General features: G+C 46.5%; 25 protein-coding genes. 12 read left to right on the top strand and 13 right to left on the bottom strand.

All coding sequences use genetic code 11. From position 1 onward, the window contains the following. Position 1 precedes the first annotated feature (1 nt). Both thiP and thiQ read left to right on the top strand, forming a co-directional pair. Positions 2-1624 carry a thiamine/thiamine pyrophosphate ABC transporter permease ThiP gene (gene thiP, locus BLS03_RS11860; RefSeq protein WP_093273965.1) on the top strand — a complete coding sequence of 541 codons (1623 nt, stop codon included), beginning with the start codon at positions 2-4 and terminating at the stop codon, positions 1622-1624. Further along, entirely contained in the window at positions 1618-2328 is a 711-nt protein-coding gene (gene thiQ / locus BLS03_RS11855) for a thiamine ABC transporter ATP-binding protein (RefSeq protein WP_093273962.1), read from the top strand. The genes thiP and thiQ overlap by 7 nt, the downstream gene beginning before the upstream one ends. A gap of 54 nt (positions 2329-2382) precedes the next feature. Here thiQ and yjgA read toward each other — a convergent pair whose 3' ends face one another. Further along, positions 2383-2910, bottom strand: a complete 528-nt coding sequence (yjgA, locus tag BLS03_RS11850) for a ribosome biogenesis factor YjgA (protein WP_093273959.1) — start codon at positions 2908-2910, stop codon at positions 2383-2385. Positions 2911-3021: 111 nt separating this feature from the next. On the opposite strand from yjgA, the gene pmbA reads away from it, so the two are divergent. Further along, entirely contained in the window at positions 3022-4365 is a 1344-nt protein-coding gene (gene pmbA / locus BLS03_RS11845) for a metalloprotease PmbA (RefSeq protein WP_093273957.1), read from the top strand. A 59-nt stretch (positions 4366-4424) separates the two neighbouring features. Here pmbA and mgtE read toward each other — a convergent pair whose 3' ends face one another. From mgtE to BLS03_RS11785, 12 genes are all read right to left on the bottom strand, one after another. Beyond that, positions 4425-5780: a magnesium transporter gene (gene mgtE, locus BLS03_RS11840; protein WP_093273954.1), complete on the bottom strand. Its 1356-nt coding sequence runs from the start codon at positions 5778-5780 to the stop codon at positions 4425-4427. A gap of 112 nt (positions 5781-5892) precedes the next feature. Further along, positions 5893-6174 carry an HPr family phosphocarrier protein gene (locus BLS03_RS11835; protein ID WP_093273952.1) on the bottom strand — a complete coding sequence of 94 codons (282 nt, stop codon included), beginning with the start codon at positions 6172-6174 and terminating at the stop codon, positions 5893-5895. A 3-nt stretch (positions 6175-6177) separates the two neighbouring features. Continuing rightward, positions 6178-7041 carry an RNase adapter RapZ gene (rapZ, locus tag BLS03_RS11830; protein WP_093273951.1) on the bottom strand — a complete coding sequence of 288 codons (864 nt, stop codon included), beginning with the start codon at positions 7039-7041 and terminating at the stop codon, positions 6178-6180. Positions 7042-7051: 10 nt separating this feature from the next. Then, positions 7052-7498, bottom strand: coding sequence for a PTS IIA-like nitrogen regulatory protein PtsN (ptsN, locus tag BLS03_RS11825; RefSeq protein ID WP_093273948.1), 447 nt, complete (start codon positions 7496-7498; stop codon positions 7052-7054). Between the two features lie 2 nt (positions 7499-7500). Next, the gene (gene hpf / locus BLS03_RS11820) at positions 7501-7788 is read right to left on the bottom strand and encodes a ribosome hibernation promoting factor (RefSeq protein WP_093273946.1); all 288 of its coding nucleotides are present in this window, start codon (positions 7786-7788) and stop codon (positions 7501-7503) included. 25 nt (positions 7789-7813) lie between these two features. Beyond that, on the bottom strand, positions 7814-9292 hold the full coding sequence (locus BLS03_RS11815) for an RNA polymerase factor sigma-54 (protein ID WP_093273943.1): 1479 nt from the start codon (positions 9290-9292) through the stop codon (positions 7814-7816). A gap of 49 nt (positions 9293-9341) precedes the next feature. Next, positions 9342-10067: an LPS export ABC transporter ATP-binding protein gene (gene lptB, locus BLS03_RS11810; RefSeq protein ID WP_093273940.1), complete on the bottom strand. Its 726-nt coding sequence runs from the start codon at positions 10065-10067 to the stop codon at positions 9342-9344. Between the two features lie 2 nt (positions 10068-10069). Further along, on the bottom strand, positions 10070-10567 hold the full coding sequence (lptA, locus tag BLS03_RS11805) for a lipopolysaccharide transport periplasmic protein LptA (RefSeq protein ID WP_093273938.1): 498 nt from the start codon (positions 10565-10567) through the stop codon (positions 10070-10072). After that, positions 10548-11111 carry an LPS export ABC transporter periplasmic protein LptC gene (gene lptC, locus BLS03_RS11800; RefSeq protein ID WP_093273935.1) on the bottom strand — a complete coding sequence of 188 codons (564 nt, stop codon included), beginning with the start codon at positions 11109-11111 and terminating at the stop codon, positions 10548-10550. Before lptC ends, lptA begins: the two co-directional genes overlap by 20 nt. After that, the gene (gene kdsC / locus BLS03_RS11795) at positions 11108-11665 is read right to left on the bottom strand and encodes a 3-deoxy-manno-octulosonate-8-phosphatase KdsC (protein WP_093273932.1); all 558 of its coding nucleotides are present in this window, start codon (positions 11663-11665) and stop codon (positions 11108-11110) included. The genes lptC and kdsC overlap by 4 nt, the downstream gene beginning before the upstream one ends. Then, positions 11665-12627 (bottom strand): KpsF/GutQ family sugar-phosphate isomerase, encoded by a 963-nt coding sequence (locus BLS03_RS11790; RefSeq protein ID WP_093273929.1) that lies wholly within the window; start codon positions 12625-12627, stop codon positions 11665-11667. The genes kdsC and BLS03_RS11790 overlap by 1 nt, the downstream gene beginning before the upstream one ends. Before the next feature lie 26 nt (positions 12628-12653). Next, entirely contained in the window at positions 12654-13619 is a 966-nt protein-coding gene (locus tag BLS03_RS11785; RefSeq protein WP_093273928.1) for a calcium/sodium antiporter, read from the bottom strand. A 245-nt stretch (positions 13620-13864) separates the two neighbouring features. Here BLS03_RS11785 and mlaF point away from each other — a divergent pair, with 245 nt between their 5' ends. The 9 genes from mlaF to BLS03_RS11740 all read left to right on the top strand — a co-directional run bounded on the left by mlaF (position 13865) and on the right by BLS03_RS11740 (position 20198). Beyond that, positions 13865-14662 (top strand): phospholipid ABC transporter ATP-binding protein MlaF, encoded by a 798-nt coding sequence (gene mlaF / locus BLS03_RS11780; protein ID WP_093273926.1) that lies wholly within the window; start codon positions 13865-13867, stop codon positions 14660-14662. Then, a complete protein-coding gene (mlaE, locus tag BLS03_RS11775; protein WP_093273925.1) occupies positions 14659-15450 on the top strand; it encodes a lipid asymmetry maintenance ABC transporter permease subunit MlaE in 792 nt (263 codons plus the stop codon). The genes mlaF and mlaE overlap by 4 nt, the downstream gene beginning before the upstream one ends. Position 15451: 1 nt before the next feature. Then, positions 15452-15937, top strand: a complete 486-nt coding sequence (mlaD, locus tag BLS03_RS11770; RefSeq protein ID WP_093273922.1) for an outer membrane lipid asymmetry maintenance protein MlaD — start codon at positions 15452-15454, stop codon at positions 15935-15937. Between the two features lie 43 nt (positions 15938-15980). Continuing rightward, positions 15981-16592: a phospholipid-binding protein MlaC gene (mlaC, locus tag BLS03_RS11765; protein WP_425445111.1), complete on the top strand. Its 612-nt coding sequence runs from the start codon at positions 15981-15983 to the stop codon at positions 16590-16592. Further along, positions 16592-16897, top strand: coding sequence for an STAS domain-containing protein (locus tag BLS03_RS11760; RefSeq protein WP_093273921.1), 306 nt, complete (start codon positions 16592-16594; stop codon positions 16895-16897). Before mlaC ends, BLS03_RS11760 begins: the two co-directional genes overlap by 1 nt. A 15-nt stretch (positions 16898-16912) precedes the next feature. Then, a complete protein-coding gene (gene ibaG / locus BLS03_RS11755) occupies positions 16913-17167 on the top strand; it encodes a BolA family iron metabolism protein IbaG (protein WP_093273919.1) in 255 nt (84 codons plus the stop codon). A 9-nt stretch (positions 17168-17176) separates the two neighbouring features. Then, positions 17177-18442 carry a UDP-N-acetylglucosamine 1-carboxyvinyltransferase gene (gene murA / locus BLS03_RS11750; protein ID WP_093273916.1) on the top strand — a complete coding sequence of 422 codons (1266 nt, stop codon included), beginning with the start codon at positions 17177-17179 and terminating at the stop codon, positions 18440-18442. A gap of 97 nt (positions 18443-18539) precedes the next feature. Further along, entirely contained in the window at positions 18540-19277 is a 738-nt protein-coding gene (locus tag BLS03_RS11745; protein ID WP_093273914.1) for a 1-acylglycerol-3-phosphate O-acyltransferase, read from the top strand. 153 nt (positions 19278-19430) lie between these two features. Next, positions 19431-20198 carry an SDR family NAD(P)-dependent oxidoreductase gene (locus tag BLS03_RS11740; protein ID WP_093273911.1) on the top strand — a complete coding sequence of 256 codons (768 nt, stop codon included), beginning with the start codon at positions 19431-19433 and terminating at the stop codon, positions 20196-20198. Positions 20199-20440 lie beyond the last annotated feature (242 nt).

Here is a 20440-nt window from a genome sequence, read left to right as displayed (position 1 = left end):
TTTGAATTCTATACCTAAACTCGGTATTGGGGTCGCGATGGCTATCGCGGCCTTAGTTATTGCTGCGTTAGTTGCGCTCCTTAATCATGCGCAGCTGGGCGATGTTTCTTTTTTATGGCAAGACAGCTATTACCGCCACGTTACCCAATTTAGTTTTTACCAAGCATTTTTGTCGATGCTGCTAAGTGTCGTTGGCGCAATCCCGGTTGCTCTGGCACTGTCACGGCGGGATTTTTTTGCCAAAAGTGCGCTGATCAAAATATTTGCGACCACCTTAGTGATGCCGGTGTTGGTTGGCGTGTTTGGTCTGCTCGCTATATATGGCAATAGCGGTCTACTTAGTAGACTGCTTACGACGCTTGGAATCTCGCAACCTTTCTCTATCTATGGCCTTGGCGGCATTTTACTCGCGCATGTGTTTTTCAATTTGCCCTACGCCAGTCGCTTGCTCTATCAGGCATTAGAATCCATTCCTGCTGAGCAGCATAAATTGTGTGCTCACCTTGGCTTGTCGGCATGGGACAAATTCCGTTGGGTCGAATGGCCTAGATTGCGTCAACAATTGCCCGCCGTGTGCGGCTTAGTGTTTATGCTGTGTTTTACCAGTTTTGCTACTGTGATGGCACTTGGTGGCGGGCCGAAATCAACCACCATCGAACTGGCTATCTACCAAGCGATAAAATTCGATTTTGATTTACAAAGTGGCGCGCTACTGGCGATTTGGCAGATGTTACTGTGCGGCAGCTTAGCGCTCACCATTCAAAAGCTTGCCAAACCCTTAGCGACCAGCAGTGGACAAGTCAGTTACGAACGTATTTCTAGCCGCGATTCAAAACTGGCTAAATACAGTGATAGCATGGCGATTATTTTCGCGGCTGTGTTTGTGCTTAGCCCTTTATTAATGGTGCTGCTAAGTGGAATCAATAGTTCGGCGTTGGATGTATTAAGCGATGCACGTTTTTGGTCAGCATTGAAACACTCACTGCTGGTGGCATCATTAGCAAGCATAGTTGCGCTTGGTGCTGGGATTGCGATTCTTCACACCAGTCGCCGATTGCGGGTGCTGGCGATGGGCCGCCGAGCCAATCATATTGAGCTGCTCGGTACCATTATTTTGATTACGCCAGGTTTGGTACTCAGTACCGGGCTATTTTTGCTACTACGCCAATTTAGCGATGTGTTTAGCCTAGCTTGGTTGATCGTGATTATCGTCAATGCGCTGATGGGGTTGCCTTATGTGGTAAAAACGCTGGCGCAGCCGATGCTGCATATTGAGCAACAATATCAATATTTGTGCGCCTCACTTGGCCTGCGTGGCTGGCAACGGTTTCGAATTGTCGAATGGCGCGCGCTGCATAAACCGCTGGCGCAGGCGTTTTCGATTTGCTTTATGTTTGCGATGGGGGATTTGAGCGCGATTGCTCTATTTGGCAGCCAAGACTTTCGTACTCTGCCGCTGTATTTGTATCAACTGCTGGGCAGCTATCAAATGGATGCGGCGGCGGTTGTGTCAGTGACTATGCTGCTGCTGAGCGTGGGTTTATTTTCATTGGTGGAGTGGGCGTTTAAAACGCGTAGTCATCGCTCTGGTTCAAATGCGAAAGCTAAGGAAACCGTATGTTAGCGCTCGAAAATGTGGTGTATGAATATCAAAATGAGACCTTTCGTTTTGATCTCAATGTTGAATCTGGCGCGATGATGGCATTAATTGGCCCAAGTGGTGCGGGTAAGTCGACGTTACTGGCGTTGGTGGCCGGGTTTATTGAACCGATTTCTGGGAGCATTAGTGCCAATCAGCAAAATGTTGTTGGCAAAGCGCCATATCAGCGCCCATTTGCCATGTTGTTTCAGGAGCATAACTTGTTTGCTCACCTGAGTGTGCATGACAACATCGCACTTGGCCTTAACACCAGCTTAAAGCTTTCTTCGCAGCAACAGCAGCAGGTACAGCAAGCCGCCAATCAAGTCGGAGTTGATGGTCTACTCGACCGCCTACCGGAGCATCTGTCTGGTGGTCAAAAGCAACGCGTCGCGTTGGCACGTTGCTTTGTGCAATCTCATCCTATCTGGTTGTTTGATGAACCCTTTTCGGCACTCGATCCATTATTACGTGAAGAGATGTTGGCTTTAGTGCAACGGCTGGTGAAAGAGCGTGGTATCACTTTGTTGATGGTGACGCACCATCTCACTGATGTTAAAGCGCTGGCGAGCGATTTTGCGTTTATCGATCAAGGACGTGTCGCGGTTGTCGATAAAGTGGATAAGCTGGATATTCAGCACTCTCATCCACGGTTGCAAGCCTTTGTTCGCGCAGGATTCAACGCATAAAAAAGCTGGCTAATGCCAGCTTTTTGCTCAATAGAGAGTTCAAATTCAGTCGAATCAAAATTCTTCGTTATTGAGGTTTTTGAGAATTTGAAAAATTTCGCGATACGCTTTCGCCGGTTTACCGGCTTGCTTTTCTTTACTCGCTTGGCGAGCAAGTTGACGCAGACGCTGGCGATCCGCTTGCGGATATAGCTCCATCACTTCGGCAATCGCTTCATCTCCGGTTTCAACCACGCGGTCACGCAGTGTTTCCAGTTTATGTAATACCGCAGTCTGTTGTGAGTGCTTGTTACGTACTTTATCCAATGCCGCTTGAATTGGCTCTGGATCGATATTACGCATTAATTTCCCGATGAACTGCAGCTGACGACGACGCGCTTCGTTTTTAAAACTCTGCGCCTTTTTGATCGCGTCAAACAGATCTTCATCCAGTGGGAATTTTTCCAAGATAGCTGGTTTCAGTTCAACCAGCTCTTCGCCAAGCTTTTGCAGCGCGTCCATGTCGCGCTTCATTTCCGATTTGCTGACCCAGATGATCTCTTCTTCTGGTTCCCATGGCGCTTTTTGATTCTTACGTGCCATTTTTTTGCCTGTGTTGTTTCGAAATAATATTTCCTATTTTAACAAGAATCGTGGGGAGAAAGCGAAATTCTTGTTATTCTATCTGTTCAACACAAAATGAATGAAAGAGATATGGACGTAAAACAGCAAGTCGCTCAGCAACGTGTTGAGCTTGAAGCCGCCGTTTCTAGAGCGTTAGAAATCGCCGCCGAGAAGTCTGATGCCGCAGAAGTGGCCATTACCAAGAGCACCGGGTTGAGTGTGTCTACCCGCATGCGTGAAGTTGAAAACGTGGAATTCAATAGTGATGGCGCGCTGGGAATTACCGTTTATCGCGGCCAGTGCAAGGGCAGCGCCTCAACATCAGACTTGAGCGAAAAAGCCATTCAACAAACGGTATTGGCCGCGTTGGATATTGCTAAATACACCTCTGAAGATCCGTTCGCAGGCCCAGCACCTGCGGAGATGATGGTTAAAGAGATTCCTGATCTGGACCTATTTCACCCAGATACGCCCGATCCTGATTATGCGGCGCAGCAGGCAATTGAAGCCGAGCAGCACGCACTCTCTTTCAGCAGCAAAATTAAACAGAGCGATGGTGCCAGCTACGACAGCCATTACGGCATTAAAGTTTACGGTAACAGTCATGGTTTGATTGCGAGCTACCCATCGAGCCGCCACAGCATTAGCTGCTGCGTGATTGGTCAAGGAGCCAATGGCGAGATGGAACGCGATTACAGCTACAGTGTGGCGCGTCATCGTGATGACCTGTTCAAACCGGAAACGGTTGGTCTACAAGCGGCGGAGAAAACCGTTAATCGTTTGGATGCCAAGCGTTTGGCGACGGGCAAATATCCGGTGATGTTTGCTGCTGATGTGGCGACAGGTTTGATGGGCCACTTAGTGATGGCGATAAGCGGTGGCAATCTTTACCGTAAATCTTCGTTTTTACTCGATAAGCTTGGTGAGCAAATTCTACCGAGCTGGTTTAACGTTTCTGAGCGTCCTCATGTGCTGCGCGGTTTAGCTTCAAGTCCATTTGATAACGAAGGTTTGGCGACTCAAGACCTGGAAATTATTACTGATGGCGCCTTGGCAACTTACCTGTTAACCAGCTATGCGGCGCGTAAAATGAACATGACGCCAACCGGCCATGCAGGCGGTATTCATAACTGGTATGTGAAATCCACAGGCCAAGATTTCAAACAGATGCTCAAAGCTCTGGATACTGGCCTGCTTGTTACTGAAGTCATGGGGCAAGGCGTTAATATCGTTACTGGTGACTACTCACGCGGCGCGGCCGGTTTCTGGGTCGAAAATGGTGAAATTCAATATCCGGTCTCAGAAATTACCATCGCAGGTAGTTTGCCGAATATGTTCAAGCAAATTGTGGCGGTTGGCAGTGATGTTGAAACTCGCTCGCAAATTCAAACCGGTTCAATTTTGCTTGAGTCAATGAAAGTGGCCGGCGAGTAATATTGCGTTGCAACGAAAAAGCCCAGCATCTGCTGGGCTTTTTTATGCATGAATGGACGCTACATTAAAATCGTTGCAAGGCCAAGGAAGACTGACAGACCGATCACGTCGGTGACTGTGGTCAGAGCCATACCGCCAGCGAGCGCTGGGTCGATATTCATCTTCTTTAGCAGTACCGGTATGGTTACTCCGGCAACACCTGCGACAAACAAGTTTGTTAACATTGCGGCTGAAATAATGCCTCCCAGCATCCAGCTGCCTTTCCACAGCATAACAATGCCACCGATAATCACCGCCCATAACACGCCGTTGAGCAAGCCAACCAGCGCTTCTTTCATCAGCAGTTCGCGGCGGTTGGAATCACCGATGTGGCCAAGTGCTAGGCCGCGAATGACCAAGGCGACGGTTTGGTTACCAGCAACCCCGCCCATTGATGGCACTATGGTCATCAGCACGGCAATCGACGCCATTTGCGCCAGAGTATCTTCAAACATGTTTGATACTGATGCAGCGGCGAGAGCGGCAAGAACGTTGGCACCTAACCAGATGCTACGTTTACGCGCCGATTTAACCACTGGGGCAAAGGTATCTTCGTCATCGTCCATACCCGCCATACTCATCATTGAGTGTTCGACGTCTTCACGAATAACGTCGACCACGTCATCGATAGTGATACGACCAACGAGTTGCTGATTTTCATCAATGACCGGAGCTGAAACCCAGTTACGACGTTCAAACAAACTGGCGACGTCGGAGTCACTCATGGTGACTTCAATTGCGTCGCTGCTGCTTTCCATCACTTCATGCACTTTAACGTCTGGCTGAGTGGTGATAAGCGTGGTTAAAGACAGATAACCGATCAGTTTGTTTTCGCTATCAATCACGTAAATCGCATCGGTCGCTTCTGGCAGTTCACCTAAAATTCTTAGATAACGTAAAACCACATCGACGTCGACATCACCACGAATGGTGATGACGTCAGTGTTCATTAAGCTACCTGCAGAATCTTCAGGGTAGGCAAGTGCAGTTTCAACTCGAATACGGTCAGCACTGTCCATTTGTGACAGTACTTCTTGTGACAGATCATCTGGCAAGCTACGCAGAACGTAGGCCATATCATCGGTATCCATCCCTTCTGTGGCTTCAACCAACATTTCGGGATCCATTTTGGATACCAGATCGTCTTTGACGTCCTCGTTTAGTTCATCGAGGATTTCACCATAATCTTCAGGATCGGCAAGTTGCCATAGCACTTCACGACTTTTACGTGGCGATGCTTCCAACAAATGGGCGATATCTTCCGGCTCCATGTCCTGCAACTGACGACGGACATGGACGAAGCGACCATTTTCAAGAGCCTCACTGACTTCTTGGAGGGCTTGGTGAGCTTGATCGAATTCTATTTGCTCGGCCATTGGTTCCCCCTGACTCTCTCTGTTTACAATGCTCTGAATAGTAACTTAATTTTAGAGCTTGTTTAACAAGTTAATATAAAGGGGAACAAATATTTTTTGTGGTAGGAGGTGGTTATTCGCCTTCGTCGAATTTATCTTCGATAAGATGGCAGACGGCTTCAAGGGCTTGCGGTGCATCCTCGCCATGGGCATGAATAGTGACTTTTTCACCTTGAGCCGATTCCAGCATCAATAAGCCCATTACACCATCAGCAGTCGCTTGTTTTCCTTCTCGATTCTCAATGGTTAATACCGATTGGAACGACTGCGCCAATTCAACCAATTTGATGGCGGCACGAGCGTGAAGACCAAGGCGATTTTGAATCAGAACGGTACGGCTTTGCTGCTGGGACATGAATTATTCCTTGGGCTGCTTTTCAAGACCAGTATGGCGAATTTGTACTTGGTGACCAAGCTGAGCAAAGTATTCGCCGATTTGCTGCGCCATATAGACTGAGCGATGTTTACCGCCAGTACAGCCAATGGCAACGGTTAAGTAGCTGCGGTTACTTTTTTGCAGTAGACCCAGCCAGTTTTCGATAAAGGCTTGAATTTGATGCTTTAATTCCAGTACTTCGCTGTAGTTCTCAAGAAAGGCTTTAATCGGAGTATCTAAGCCGGTCATTGGACGCAAGCTTGGATCCCAATGTGGATTGGGAAGAAAGCGCACATCAAACACATAATCGGCATCATTCGGCAGACCATATTTAAAACCAAACGATTCAAATACCATGATCAGCTGTTTTTGCTCGCGGCCTTCAATGCGAACACGTACCGCTTCACTTAACTCATGTAGCGACGTGTTACTGCTGTCGAAGAATAGATCGGCGTGCTCTTTAAGTGGCAAAAGGATCTGTTTTTCTTCTTCGATGGCTTGCTCTAAAGACGGTTTATCTTGGCTTAGAGAAAGAGGATGAACGCGGCGGGTCTCGCTGTAGCGCTTAAGCAGCGTCTCTTTGCTAGCATCAAGGAACAGCACACTCACTTCGGTGTCTTTTTTGAGCTGATCGAGTGTATCGGAAACTAAGTTGGGGTCTTTAGGAAGATTGCGAATATCGATACTAACGGCGACGTTTTGCTTACTTTCTTCAACCGAGTCGATAAATGGGACAAGCAAATTGACGGGAAGGTTATCAACACAGTAGTAACCAAGGTCTTCTAATACTCGCAGTGCGACACTTTTGCCGGCGCCAGATTGCCCACTGACTATGATAAGACGCATGGCTGCGACCTTACTGGCTAACCATAATGTCGTAAAGCTCTTGATCGCTTTTCGCATTACGGAGTTGTTTTAGAACCTGCTTATTGCTCAAACGCTCGGCCATACTTGATAGTGTTTTGAGGTGTTCTTTGCACTGCTCATCAGGAACGAGTAAAGCGAACAACAGATCGACCGGGCGATTATCAACTGAGCCAAATTCGATTGGCTCATCACATTGGAGCAATACCGCAATGGCTTTGGGGCTAGATTGCATACGTGCATGGGGAATGGCGATTCCATTTCCTATGCCAGTACTGCCCATTTTTTCACGGCTCAGCATGCACTCAAACAATTCTGTTGAGCTTAGGCCTGTTTGCTCTGCGACGATTTCACTGATCATTTCTAGAGCGCGTTTTTTGCTCGTGCAATGGACCGCACTCTTGGTGCAGTCCACTGTCAATATTTCATTTAGTTGCATGATTAATGATTGATTAGCTTTTCTTTGTGCTTATTAAGTTGACGAGTCAGCTTATCGACCAGGGAGTCAATGGCTGCATACATATTTTCATCGTCAGCGGAGGCGTGAATTTCGCCCTGACTTACATGAAGGGTAGCTTCGGCGATTTGAGTGACTTTTTCAACACGTAAAACAACATGAACGTTGGTGATGTGATCAAAGAATCGTTCGAGCTTCTGAAACTTATCGTTTACGTAGTCTTGCATTGAATCGGTAAGATCAATGTGATGCCCATTAATGTTGATTTGCATAGACTTTCCTTCTCGGTTGTAGGCCTTAAAGTAGGCGTTTACGCTGACTTGAAGGGGCAATACCTAGTGATTCACGATATTTAGCGATAGTTCGCCTAGCTACCTGAATCCCTTGGTCAGCTAGTAGTGCTGCAATTTTACTGTCACTCAATGGTTTTACGCTGTTTTCAGCGGCCACCAATTTTTTGATCAGTGCGCGAATTGCAGTTGATGAACATTCTCCGCCGTTGTCGGTGCTGACATGGCTTGAGAAAAAGTATTTCAACTCAAAGATACCCCTTGGAGTATGCATATATTTCTGTGTCGTAACACGAGAAATTGTGGATTCATGCATGTCGACCGCTAGGGCAACATCATTGAGCACCATTGGTTTCATGGCTTCTTCGCCATACTCAAAGAAATCACGTTGATGTTCAACGATACACTTCGCAACTTTGAGTAAAGTTTCATTACGGCTTTCTAGGCTCTTAATGAGCCATTTAGCTTCTTGCAAATTAGTTCTTATGTATTGGCTATCCGCACTATTGCCTTTACCTAAACTGGCATACTGCTGATTGACCTTCAATCTTGGTACGCTATCTGGGTTGATAGTCACCACCCATTTACCATGATCTTTAAACACCGATACATCGGGAATCACGTACTCAGCGTGATCAGAGGCGATGCGACTACCTGGTCTCGGGTCGAGTTGCTGAATCAGACGCAGCACTTCTTTGAGATCGGTTTCTTTGAGTTTAGTGTCTTTAATGATTTGGCGGTAGTCGCGGTTGCCAAGATGATCGATATAATTGATTAACACTTCTTTGGCTTCACTTAACCACGGAGTGTCTTCAGGAAAAGTACCGAGTTGAAGCAGTAAGCAATCTTGCAGGTTTAGTGAGGCAACGCCGAGTGGATCAAACTGTTGAACGCGTTTACGAACCGCTTCAATTTCATCAAGTTCAATCTCTTCGGTGTCGAAGCTGTCAAGAATATCTTCTAATGGAATGGTCAAGTAACCGTAATCATCAATGGCGTCAATCAGCGCCATGGCAATAGTACGGTCAGTGTCACTAAAGGGAGTAAGGTCGAGCTGCCAAATCAGGTAATCTTGCAGTGACTCGGTGGTTTCACCTTGATAAACAGGTGCGTCATCATCGACGGCAAGCCCGGTACTACCAGAGTTCGCGCTGTAGACGTCATCCCAAGTAGTATCGATTTCTAATTCTGAACTGATTTCGGATTTTTCAATCAGTTCCAAACTGTCTTGAGGTTCGCTCTCGGCAACATCGACAGTCGGTTCTTTTTCCTCATTATTTTCACTGCTGCTTGGCGTATTCAGTTCATCATTTTGACTACTGTCTTCCGCGCCATCTTCGACTTCGAGCAATGGGTTGGAGTCCAACGCTTCTTGAATCTCCTGTTGAAGATCCAATGTTGACAACTGCAACAAACGTATTGCTTGTTGCAGTTGTGGTGTCATTGCTAACTGTTGGCCCAGTTTTAGTTGTAATGAGGGTTTCATTCAGTATTACTTGCCTTAATCCTATAGAATCTTGCCGTTCTTCGTATAATCATAGACGGAACTGCTCACCTAGATAGACTTGCTTAACTTGCTCATTACTGAGCACTTGCTCTGGTGTGCCTTCCGCAATTAAATGTCCTTGGCTTACGATATAAGCTTTTTCACATACATCTAGAGTCTCTCGCACATTGTGGTCAGTAATCAAGACTCCAAGGCCACGATCTCGCAAATGCTCGATGATCTTCTTAATATCGATAACTGAAATCGGGTCAACACCAGCAAACGGTTCATCCAAAAGGATAAATTTTGGGTTAGCGGCGAGGGCACGTGCGATTTCTACACGGCGTCTTTCCCCCCCTGATAGTGCCATACCTGCGCTATCACGAATGTGTTGGATGTGGAATTCTTCTAATAAGTCTTCCAGTTTATCTTGGCGTTGCTCGCGAGTCATCTCTTCGCGAGTTTCCAATACTGCCATGATATTGTCTCTTACCGATAGTTTACGGAAGATCGACGCCTCTTGCGGCAAATAACCAATCCCCATACGCGAACGGCTATGCATCGGCAGGATACTGATATCGGTTTCATCGATAGTGATTTTGCCTTCGTCGCGTGCGACCAAGCCAACAATCATATAAAACGAGGTGGTTTTACCCGCCCCGTTAGGCCCTAGTAGGCCGACTATCTGTCCGGATTCAACCTGCAGGCTAACATCCGATACCACTTTACGATTTTTATAGCTCTTAGCTAAGTGCTCTGCTTTCAATGTTGCCATAGTTACTCTTCAGCGGTTTGAGGCTGTAATACCGTGGTGACGCGATCGCCAGACTGTTTGCCGTCGGCAATCAGGGTTTGTGAAGAGATCTTATAGCGAATCTTCGGCCCTTTAATCACGCTATCGTCTTGGGATAACTTAGCTTGTTTTACCATGGTTAATTGATCATCAGCCATGCTGTAGTACAACTCTTTTGCTTCACCATACAGGGTTTTACCATCGTCGGTAAGCTGAGAAAATGTCGCTAAGTTACCAAAGCCTTCAATATTTTTAATTGCACCGTCTTTCGGGTTACGCGTTACGATGATTTTGTCAGCATTGATATTGATGCTACCTTGTTTCAGTTTTACATCGCCACTAAAAGTAACTTTATTACTTTGCATATCAAGTTGTTGGCTATCTGAATCGATATAGACAGGTTGATCTTTATCGGTTGATAATGCCATGGCACTTGACGATACCATTAAGCAAGCCATAAGGCTAAGGTGTAAGAGTTTCATATCTACCTTGTACGTGCTTGTAAAGAACCGCATTGTTATCGGCAAAGTTACCTTTCATTGCCTGCCCTACGGTTTCAAACTGTGGCCCAACCAAATTGACCTGATTGTCAGCCCAAAAATCTCTATTGTCTAATTGGATACTCAGCGTTTGCGTGGTGAGGGTGTCAAAGCCCGAATCGGGTAATAAATTCTTCGCTTTAACATGACCTTGCAGAATCAGGACGTGTTTTTTATTCAAAGTGCCTTGATCTGCAGTGACTTCCCATTCCTGAGTTTGTCCTTCTTTGTACACTTTTAGTATCGGTTGTGCAAAAACCGTATCGCCGCTTTTGGCAAAGTGATCAAGATGATTTGAGGTGATCACATAGCTGCGCACCCCAGATTCGTTGTATGAAGTATTGATTAAGTTCTGACCGCTGAACATCGGAAGTTCACTGTTGGGCTCAACTTGCACGTCATAATCGTCTTGTCTGTCGATGAGGTAATAGCCACACCAACACACCACAAACAGCAGTAGAACATAACCGATACGAGATAAACTCATATACTCAGCCCTTTATGAACATCTAATTCGTCGCGCGCCTGTAAAATCAGGTCACACACTTCGCGAACAGCGCCATGGCCACCGCGAATCGTGGTCACATAGTTGGCCCGCTTAGCAAGTAACGGATGACCATCAGCGACGCAAACTCGCAGCGCAACTTGTTCCATCACCGGCCAGTCAATTAAATCGTCGCCGATATAACCGGTTTGCTGCGGTGAAATATTCAGTTTGCTGCAAATATCTTGGTAGGCTTTGACTTTGTCATCTTGGCCTTGATAAACCAAAGAAATGCCTAACGCTTTCATGCGGTTTTCGACAATTTTAGATTGTCTTCCAGTAATGATGGCGACTTCAATTCCCGCATTCATTAGCGATTTAACGCCATAACCGTCACGGGTATGAAAGGTTTTTAACTCTTCACCATCATTACCCATATAAACAAGGCCATCAGAAAAGACACCGTCAACATCGCAAATCAACAGCTTAATCTGCTTTGCGGTGTCGAGGATACTGGCATCGACTAAGCCATATAGAGTTTCTACTTTTTGAGTCATTACATCACTCCAGCGCGTAATAGATCGTGCATATTAAGGGCGCCAACCACGCGGCCTTGCTCGCACAAAACCAAACCATTAATGCGTTTGGATTGCATTAAGTTTAGTCCTTCTGCCGCGAGCATTTCGGGATGAGCGATGGTTGGATTAGTGGTCATGACATCTTTGATAACCGCGCTGTGGATATCAACGCGTTTATCAAGAATTCGACGTAGGTCACCATCGGTAAAAATGCCCACTAAGTTCTGCGCTTCATCAACTACTGTGGTCATGCCAAGACCTTTTTGACTGATAACCAGTAGTGCTTCACGAACCACAGTGTTCGGGCTAACCATAGGTAAGTCATCACCGGTATGCATGATGTCAGAGAGTTTGAGCAATAATTTACGGCCAAGTGCGCCGCCTGGGTGAGAAAGGGCAAAGTCTTCTGCGGTAAAACCGCGCGCTTGAAGTAGAGAAACCGCTAATGCATCGCCCATTACTAAAGTTGCTGTGGTACTGGATGTCGGCGCTAATCCTAGTGGGCAAGCCTCTTTTGCTACTGTGATGCTTAGATGAATATCAGACAACTTACCCATATTGGATTCTGGGTTGCCTGTCATGCTAATGATTTTGATATTCAGACGTTTTAGAACCGGAAAAAGCGATAGGATCTCGTGAGATTCACCAGAGTTGGAGATCGCCAGAACGATATCGCCTGGCGCGATCATTCCCAAGTCGCCATGAGCGGCTTCACCTGGGTGAACAAAGAAAGCGGATGTACCAGTACTGGCCAGCGTGGCGGCAATCTTATTGCCGATGTGCCCAGACTTACCAATACCCATCACCACGACTTTGCCCTGATTAGCCAAAATCATTTCACAAGCGTTAATAAATTGCTGATCGATGTATTGATCGAGTTGTTGTAGAGCAGCAATTTCTGTATTTAGTACTTCTAACGCGGCAGCGCGATAGTCAAACATTCAAGTTCTCCGACAGCCGGAATAGCTTAAGCAGCCATGTTCATAAATAAGTAGCCTTGGTAAACCACAAAGCTTAAAAATAAAATCAGACCTTCAATACGATTGATACTGCGTGATTTTCCAAGTGCCATAATCACCAGCAAAATCGACACGCCAAGCATGACCCAGAAATCGCGCCCCATCGCATACTCACTTAGAACCGATGGGTTCAAAATACCCGGGATCCCCATGACGGCGAGGATATTAAATACGTTGGAGCCAATAATATTGCCCACTGCCATATCATCTTCGCCTTTTAGAACGCCGGCGAGTGAAGCGGCTAATTCTGGTAAGCTGGTTCCAATTGCAATGATTGTAAGGCCGATGACCAGATCGCTCATACCAAAGTATTTGGCGATAACGACCGCGTTCTTAACTAATAGATCCGCAGCGATAGGCAGTAAAATCAGCCCAACAACAACCCACAAAACCGCACGACCGTTGCTGACGCCTTTTGGAATTTCAGACTCTTGTTCAGACAGCAGCAGATCATTTTTGTTCTGCTCTTTACGGCTGATACGAATCATAGCAATGATAAAAGCGGCAAACAGAACGAACAGCAATACACCTTCGTAAAAACCGAGGTGATCATTCCAAAGAATGGCTCCGGCGACTAACGTTACGCCGATCATCAATGGTAATTCGCGGCGTAACACTTCAGAACTTATCGATAGCGGTTTGATTAGCGCGGTAATACCGAGAATTAACGCAATATTGGCGATGTTTGACCCCAGAACGTTACCGACGGCAGTATCGGTTTTGCCTTCTAGTGCGGCGGTGGCGGATACCATCATTTCTGGAGCGGAAGATCCCATTGCGAGAATGGTCATGCCGATGACTAACGGAGATATGCCGAAGTTTCGAGCAAGGGCAGCAGATCCGTAAACCAATTTATCTGCACTCCAAACGAGTAAAACTAAACCAACGATGAGGAACGCAACGGCTATTAACATGACTATCCTTAAGTTATTCCCGACAAATTAAATGAACCGCCAATTTTGACGGTTTGGATGTGAAAAGGGAAGTTGAACATCACATTTATTGTATGCTTTTTTTAAATCGGTTAAGGAATTTTCCTAGTTGATGTTGTCTACGTAAGTCAATGTAAATCGGTAGCAAATAATCGAACAGTGCTTTTAATTCAAATACTTTGTGCTTATGATGCCATCAATAAAACGCGCCCAAATAAGAGTTAACTATGTCATCGGAAGATCTGGTACAGATTAAAAATCTAACCTTTTCAAGGGGTTCAAGAAAGATATTTGACGATATTAGCCTTAATGTCCCTAAAGGCAAAGTCACCGCCATTATGGGGCCGTCAGGTATTGGTAAAACCACATTACTACGCTTGATTGGTGGCCAGATTGCGCCAGAGCAAGGAGAGATATGGTTTGATAAGCATAATATCCCCGCACTGAGTCGTAAGCAGCTCTATGCCGAACGTAAAAAGATGAGCATGCTGTTTCAGTCTGGCGCTCTATTTACCGATTTAACCGTGTTTGACAATGTGGCTTTTCCGCTGCGAGAGCATACCGATTTAGACGAGAGCCTGATTCGTACTCTGGTGTTACTCAAACTTGAAGCGGTTGGGCTACGTGGCGCGGCGCAATTGATGCCAAGTGAATTATCGGGTGGGATGGCGCGGCGCGCGGCATTGGCTCGAGCGATAGCCTTGGATCCACAACTGATCATGTACGATGAACCTTTTGTTGGTCAGGACCCAATTACAATGGGTGTATTAGTGGAGTTGATCAGTAAGCTCAACCAAGCGCTGAACTTAACATCGATCGTGGTTTCTCACGATGTGCCTGAAGTGATGAGTATCGCTGATTGGGTTTATCTTTTGGCCGATGGCAAAGTGATTGCCAGCGGTACACCTGAGCAGTTACGCCAGCAAAGTGATCCGCGCGTAACACAATTCCTCACCGGGGAAGCGGACGGCCCGGTGCCATTTCGTTATCCAGCCGAGCCGCTGGCTAAGGATTTATTTGAATGATAGCAACACTGACTCAGTGGATTGCCACCACAGGACGGCGTTCACTCTCAATTTGTGCCTCGTTTGGCAGAGCCAGTTTGATGTTCTGGGGCGCGATTTGGTCTAAGCCTCAACCATTAAAAAACTTACCTCTGCTGGTACAGCAGCTTTATAGTGTCGGCGTTCAATCGCTGCTGATTATTGTGCTGTCTGGCTTGTTTATCGGCATGGTTCTTAGCCTGCAAGGCTATGTTATTCTTGTTGATTTTGGCGCGGAAGGTGCGCTTGGCCAGATGGTAGCGTTATCGCTATTACGCGAGCTTGGTCCGGTGGTTACTGCACTTCTGTTTGCAGGTCGAGCTGGCTCTGCATTAACGGCAGAAATTGGCCTGATGAAAGCCACCGAACAAATTTCTAGCCTAGAGATGATGGCGGTTGATCCGCTAAAACGGATCATCGCACCGCGTTTGTGGGCCGGCGTTATCTCCATGCCGTTACTGACTATGATCTTTATTGCCATTGGTATTTGGGGGGGTCAGCTGGTTGGTGTCGACTGGAAAGGCATTGATAACGGCAGCTTTTGGTCTGCGATGCAGTCATCAGTTGAGTTGGGGCAAGACATTGGCAACAGCTTAATAAAAAGTGCGGTATTTGCGATTACCGTAACTTGGATCGCTTTATTTAATGGGTATGACGCGATTCCTACTTCAGAGGGAATCAGTCGAGCCACGACTAGAACAGTGGTTCATTCTTCACTTGCGGTTTTAGGGCTAGATTTCGTGCTCACCGCTTTGATGTTTGGAAATTAATATGCAACAAACTCGAAAAACAGAATTATGGGTCGGCAGCTTTGTACTGGCTGGAATTTGCGCAATTCTAGTGATGATTTTTCAAGTTGCTGACGTTAAAAGCCTCGGTTCAGGGGATACTTATAGCCTGAAAGCGAAGTTCGATAACATCGGTAGTCTAAAAGTTCGGTCTCCCGTCAAAGTCGGTGGTGTTGTAGTTGGGCGTGTAACTGGAATTGATCTGGACAAAGAGCGTTTAGTGCCAGTCGTCACGATCGCAATCGATCGTCAGTACAATCAATTCCCAGACACTTCTAGCTTGCAAATTTTAACTTCAGGTTTGATTGGTGAACAATATTTAGGACTCACGCCGGGTTTTGTCTTTGATGATGACGAAGAAATGTTAAAAGACGGCGATTACATTGAAGATACCAAATCAGCGATGGTGCTGGAGGACTTGATTGGTCAATTCCTTTACAGCAGCGGTGATAAAGGTGCAGATAAGTAAGGAACAACTCATGTTAAAGAATTGGATGGTGGCGTTAGTCACGATGTTAGGGCTTTGCTTCGCGCTGAACACCCAAGCGGTTGAGATTGATAAAACTCAGCCATACACCATGATGAAACAGGTGTCAGAACAGACGTTTGCGCGCTTAAAAGCGGAGCAGACCAAAATTCACCAGGATCCGAATTATCTAAAACAGATTGTTGAAGAAGAGCTGATGCCTTACGTCAACAGTAAATACGCGGCGCTTAAGTTGCTTGGTACCAATCTTAAAGGGGCTAAGCGCGAAGAGGTCAGCGAATTTATCGATGCGTTTCATCAGTATTTGATCAGTTCTTACGCACAAGTGCTGACGCAATACTCTGATCAATCAGTGAAATTTGGTCCTGAGCCCAAAATTGACGATCAAGAGCGCATCACCAGCATCAAAGTGGATATCATCGATACGCCACGACCAAATATCAAACTCGAGTTCAAACTACGCAAAGATAAAAGCGGAGATTGGGAAGCGTTTGATATGATCGCTGAAGGGGTAAGTTTACTATCGAGCAAACAGTCAGAATGGAGCAGCAAACTGCGCCAAGACGGTATTTTGTCAGTGGCTAAAGAGTTAGAAAGCCTTGCCGCACAACCGATTCGTTTTGAGAGTAAGAGCTGATGACGCATCCCCAATGGCACATTGCTGCGGATGATCGAATCACTTTGTCTGGTGCTCTGGATAGGTTAACTGTCCCGGATTTATGGTCGTATATACAACAGTGGGCACCTCAATCAGGTGGTATGGAGCTCTCTTTGGAGCGAGTCGACCGAATCGACTCCGCAGGCATGGTATTATTGATTCACTTAATAGAGCATGCAAAAAAGCAAAACTGTCATATAATGCTCAGTTTTGTGCCGCAGCAACTCACGATGCTCTTTAAACTGAGCAACGCCGAATCGCTGCTGGCCGACCATATCAAATGAATTTAGAGGTGAAGTGTGGATAGCGCACAAGTACAGCAAATACTCGCAGCGGCATTACAGTTAGAAGAACTTCACGTAAAAGGCGAAGGCAGTCACTATGAAGTGATTGCTGTTGACGCTTGTTTTGATGGCATGAGCCGCGTGAAGAAACAACAGATGATTTATGCGCCGCTGATGGAATACATTCAAAGAAACGACATTCACGCTGTATCCATTAAAGCTTACACGCCAGACGAGTGGGCTCGTGATAAGAAGTTGATGTCACTGTAAGGTTGATTAATGGAAAAGTTTCGAGTTATAGGGTCAGACAAACCGCTTAGCGGTGAAGTGACAATTTCAGGTGCAAAAAATGCGGCCCTGCCAATTTTGTTTGCCTCTATTTTGGCTGAAGAGCCAGTGCAAGTGAGCAACGTTCCGCACTTGCGTGACATCGACACCACCATGGAGCTGCTTAAGCGTCTTGGTGCTAAAGTCGAACGCAACGGTTCGGTTCACGTTGATGCTAGCCAAATTAACGAATACTGCGCGCCATATGACTTGGTGAAAACCATGCGCGCTTCGATCTGGGCTTTAGGCCCGTTGGTTGCACGCTTTGGTCAAGGTCAAGTTTCATTACCAGGTGGCTGCGCCATTGGGGCGCGTCCTGTTGATCTGCATATTCACGGTCTTGAGCAGCTTGGCGCAACTATCGTTCTTGAAGATGGTTATGTTAAAGCTAGTGTCGACGGTCGCCTTAAAGGTGCCCATATCGTGATGGATAAAGTCAGCGTTGGCGCGACCATTACCATCATGTGCGCGGCAACACTCGCCGAAGGCAAAACCGTGCTTGATAACGCGGCTCGTGAGCCAGAAATCGTCGATACAGCGAATTTCTTAAATACCTTAGGTGCGAAAATCTCCGGCGCAGGTACCGATACCATTACCATTGAAGGTGTTGAGCGTTTAGGTGGTGGTCAACACGCTGTGGTTGCCGATCGCATTGAAACCGGAACTTTCCTTGTTGCTGCTGCTGTTTCAGGCGGTAAGATCGTTTGCCGTAACACCAACGCACATCTTCTTGAAGCTGTGATTGCCAAGCTTGAGGAAGCGGGCGCTAAAGTTGAGTGTGGCGATGATTGGATTAGCCTCGATATGGTTGGACGCGAGCTTAAAGCGGTAACCATTCGCACCGCGCCACATCCAGGTTTCCCAACTGATATGCAAGCCCAATTCACGCTATTAAACATGATGGCGAAAGGCGGCGGTGTGATCACCGAAAACATCTTTGAAAACCGCTTTATGCATGTGCCAGAGCTGATGCGCATGGGCGCGAAAGCAGAAATCGAAGGCAATACTGTTATTTGTGGTGATGTTGACCGTTTAAGCGGTGCACAAGTGATGGCAACCGATTTACGCGCTTCTGCGAGTCTGGTTATCGCGGGTTGCATCGCGAAAGGCGAGACGATTGTCGATCGTATCTATCATATTGACCGTGGATACGAAAAAATTGAGGACAAGCTCTCTGCTTTAGGCGCAAATATTGAGCGCGTGACTGAGACAGGTTAAACTCATCACCATTGAGACGTAAAGCCGAAACTCAAGTTTCGGCTTTTTTAATGAATAAAAATAAAGCGTTAAGCTTATTCTATTTCGGAGACCCAGGATGATTGCACTGTTACGTGTATTGGCTGTCACTGTTTGGGCAATTGTGATGTTTGTGTTTGGTTGCGGCTATTGCTTATTAAGCCCACGTAATCCTAAACACGTATTTCGCTTTGGTCGTTATTTCGCATCGTTATCGCGTTTATTTGGTATCAAGTTAGAGCTGCGCTTACCTGAAGATGCCTACACCCGCGGTCAGCATATCTATATCGCGAACCACCAAAGTAACTGGGATATGTTTACTGTCTCTGCTGCGGTGACACCAAACGTGGTGACGGTTGGCAAAAAGAGCCTTGCTTGGCTGCCACTGTTTGGCCAACTTTACTGGCTAACTGGTAACATTCTGATTGACCGTGCGAACCGTTCAAAAGCCGTTGGAACGATTGATCAGGTTGTTGATAGTATTAAAAAATCCAATCTTTCAGTGTGGATGTTCCCAGAAGGAACTCGTTCACGTGGGCGTGGGTTGTTGCCATTTAAAACCGGCGCTTTTCACGCTGCAATCGGTGCTGAGGTACCCATCATTCCGATCGTCTGCAGTTCGACCGATGGCTTAAAGCTCAATCGTTGGAACAATGGCCACGTGATTGTTGAAATGATGCCTGTGGTAGCAACGCAAGGCTATAGCAAGCAAAATGTGCGTGAGTTGGCTAACTTGTGTCATCAACAAATGAAAGACAAATTAGCTGAGCTCGATGCCGAAGTTGCCAAACGCAACCAAGCTGAAGGCGTAAAATAATAACGCCGACCTATTAAGAAGCCAGTGCATTGTCACTGGCTTTTTTGTCTCTGCAATTCTTATTTTTCAGTCTTATTCAGGGCTTACTTGAGTGCTACTCTTGAGCGGTGCACAAGCTTAGTGTGGTTAAGATAAAATCAAAAGAGAGTCGTTATGGATTACCAACAACAAGTCAGTTATCACTCACTGCGAGATAAAGTGGTCGTGGTAACTGGCGGCGCAGCAGGAATTGGCGAAGAGCTGGTTAAAAGCTTTGTTAATCAAGGTGCGACAGTGGCATTTCTTGATATTGATAGTCAGGCAGGGGAGGCGTTAGCCAATCAGCTTGATTGCCTGTTTCTTGCTTGCGATGTAAAAAACATTGCCCAGCTACAAAGTTGCTTTGACGACATTAACAAACGTTATGGTGCGGTCGATGTGCTGATTAACAACGCCGGTTCAGATGATCATCATGCGCTGCAAGATCTGACCCAAGCCTATTTTGATGACCGCATTCAAACCAACTTGCGCCATTATTTATTCGCGATCCAAAGCGTGATGGCGGGAATGGCAGCAAAAGGTGGCGGTTCGATCATCAATTTAGGCTCGATTAACTGGATGCGCGGTAAACCTGGGCGGGTATGTTATTCGCTGTCTAAAGCGGCGATACACGGTTTAACACGAACTTTGGCACAAGAACTTGGTGACAAGGGGATTCGCGTTAATAGCTTAGTGCCTGGTGCGATTCGGACTGCCAAGCAGGAGGCAATGTGGGCAAAGCTTAATCCGCAAGCGGTTGACGAGTTTCTAAACCAACAAGCGCTAAAAATTCGTCTCGATCCGACGCATTGCGCAAGACTTGCGCTGTTTCTTGCCTCAGACGAATCGTGCGGCTGTACAGGGCAGGACTTTATCGTCGATGCAGGCCTCAGCCTTAATTAATCTAGAAGCGCGTAACGCTCGCTGCCAGCTCGATATAGCGATGAGGTAAAGACAAATTGCGATACATCCAAGGCCCCGCTTTTTAGTTGGGCTTTTTATATGACGGAATATTAAAAGTCTAGATAAAAGAAAAGCCGAGTTGTGAGCCAGAGTTTTCTAAAATGACTCACATTGCGGGACTTGAATGGGCCAGCCTACTGGTTGTGACATATTCATCGTTCGCAAAGAGCTGAATTCAACAG

It is taken from the genome of Vibrio xiamenensis, assembly GCF_900100015.1.
In the GTDB taxonomy this organism is placed as follows: Bacteria; Pseudomonadota; Gammaproteobacteria; order Enterobacterales; family Vibrionaceae; genus Vibrio; species Vibrio xiamenensis.
This window is presented reverse-complemented; position numbering and strand designations above follow the sequence as displayed.

Coding starts and splice junctions, on each gene's coding strand:
- thiQ (WP_093273962.1), top strand. CDS start 1,618: ATGTTAGCGCTCGAAAATGTGGTGTATGAATATCAAAATGAGACCTTT.
- yjgA (WP_093273959.1), bottom strand. CDS start 2,910: ATGGCACGTAAGAATCAAAAAGCGCCATGGGAACCAGAAGAAGAGATC.
- pmbA (WP_093273957.1), top strand. CDS start 3,022: ATGGACGTAAAACAGCAAGTCGCTCAGCAACGTGTTGAGCTTGAAGCC.
- mgtE (WP_093273954.1), bottom strand. CDS start 5,780: ATGGCCGAGCAAATAGAATTCGATCAAGCTCACCAAGCCCTCCAAGAA.
- BLS03_RS11835 (WP_093273952.1), bottom strand. CDS start 6,174: ATGTCCCAGCAGCAAAGCCGTACCGTTCTGATTCAAAATCGCCTTGGT.
- rapZ (WP_093273951.1), bottom strand. CDS start 7,041: ATGCGTCTTATCATAGTCAGTGGGCAATCTGGCGCCGGCAAAAGTGTC.
- ptsN (WP_093273948.1), bottom strand. CDS start 7,498: ATGCAACTAAATGAAATATTGACAGTGGACTGCACCAAGAGTGCGGTC.
- hpf (WP_093273946.1), bottom strand. CDS start 7,788: ATGCAAATCAACATTAATGGGCATCACATTGATCTTACCGATTCAATG.
- BLS03_RS11815 (WP_093273943.1), bottom strand. CDS start 9,292: ATGAAACCCTCATTACAACTAAAACTGGGCCAACAGTTAGCAATGACA.
- lptB (WP_093273940.1), bottom strand. CDS start 10,067: ATGGCAACATTGAAAGCAGAGCACTTAGCTAAGAGCTATAAAAATCGT.
- lptA (WP_093273938.1), bottom strand. CDS start 10,567: ATGAAACTCTTACACCTTAGCCTTATGGCTTGCTTAATGGTATCGTCA.
- lptC (WP_093273935.1), bottom strand. CDS start 11,111: ATGAGTTTATCTCGTATCGGTTATGTTCTACTGCTGTTTGTGGTGTGT.
- kdsC (WP_093273932.1), bottom strand. CDS start 11,665: ATGACTCAAAAAGTAGAAACTCTATATGGCTTAGTCGATGCCAGTATC.
- BLS03_RS11790 (WP_093273929.1), bottom strand. CDS start 12,627: ATGTTTGACTATCGCGCTGCCGCGTTAGAAGTACTAAATACAGAAATT.
- BLS03_RS11785 (WP_093273928.1), bottom strand. CDS start 13,619: ATGTTAATAGCCGTTGCGTTCCTCATCGTTGGTTTAGTTTTACTCGTT.
- mlaF (WP_093273926.1), top strand. CDS start 13,865: ATGTCATCGGAAGATCTGGTACAGATTAAAAATCTAACCTTTTCAAGG.
- mlaE (WP_093273925.1), top strand. CDS start 14,659: ATGATAGCAACACTGACTCAGTGGATTGCCACCACAGGACGGCGTTCA.
- mlaD (WP_093273922.1), top strand. CDS start 15,452: ATGCAACAAACTCGAAAAACAGAATTATGGGTCGGCAGCTTTGTACTG.
- mlaC (WP_425445111.1), top strand. CDS start 15,981: ATGTTAGGGCTTTGCTTCGCGCTGAACACCCAAGCGGTTGAGATTGAT.
- BLS03_RS11760 (WP_093273921.1), top strand. CDS start 16,592: ATGACGCATCCCCAATGGCACATTGCTGCGGATGATCGAATCACTTTG.
- murA (WP_093273916.1), top strand. CDS start 17,177: ATGGAAAAGTTTCGAGTTATAGGGTCAGACAAACCGCTTAGCGGTGAA.
- BLS03_RS11745 (WP_093273914.1), top strand. CDS start 18,540: ATGATTGCACTGTTACGTGTATTGGCTGTCACTGTTTGGGCAATTGTG.
- BLS03_RS11740 (WP_093273911.1), top strand. CDS start 19,431: ATGGATTACCAACAACAAGTCAGTTATCACTCACTGCGAGATAAAGTG.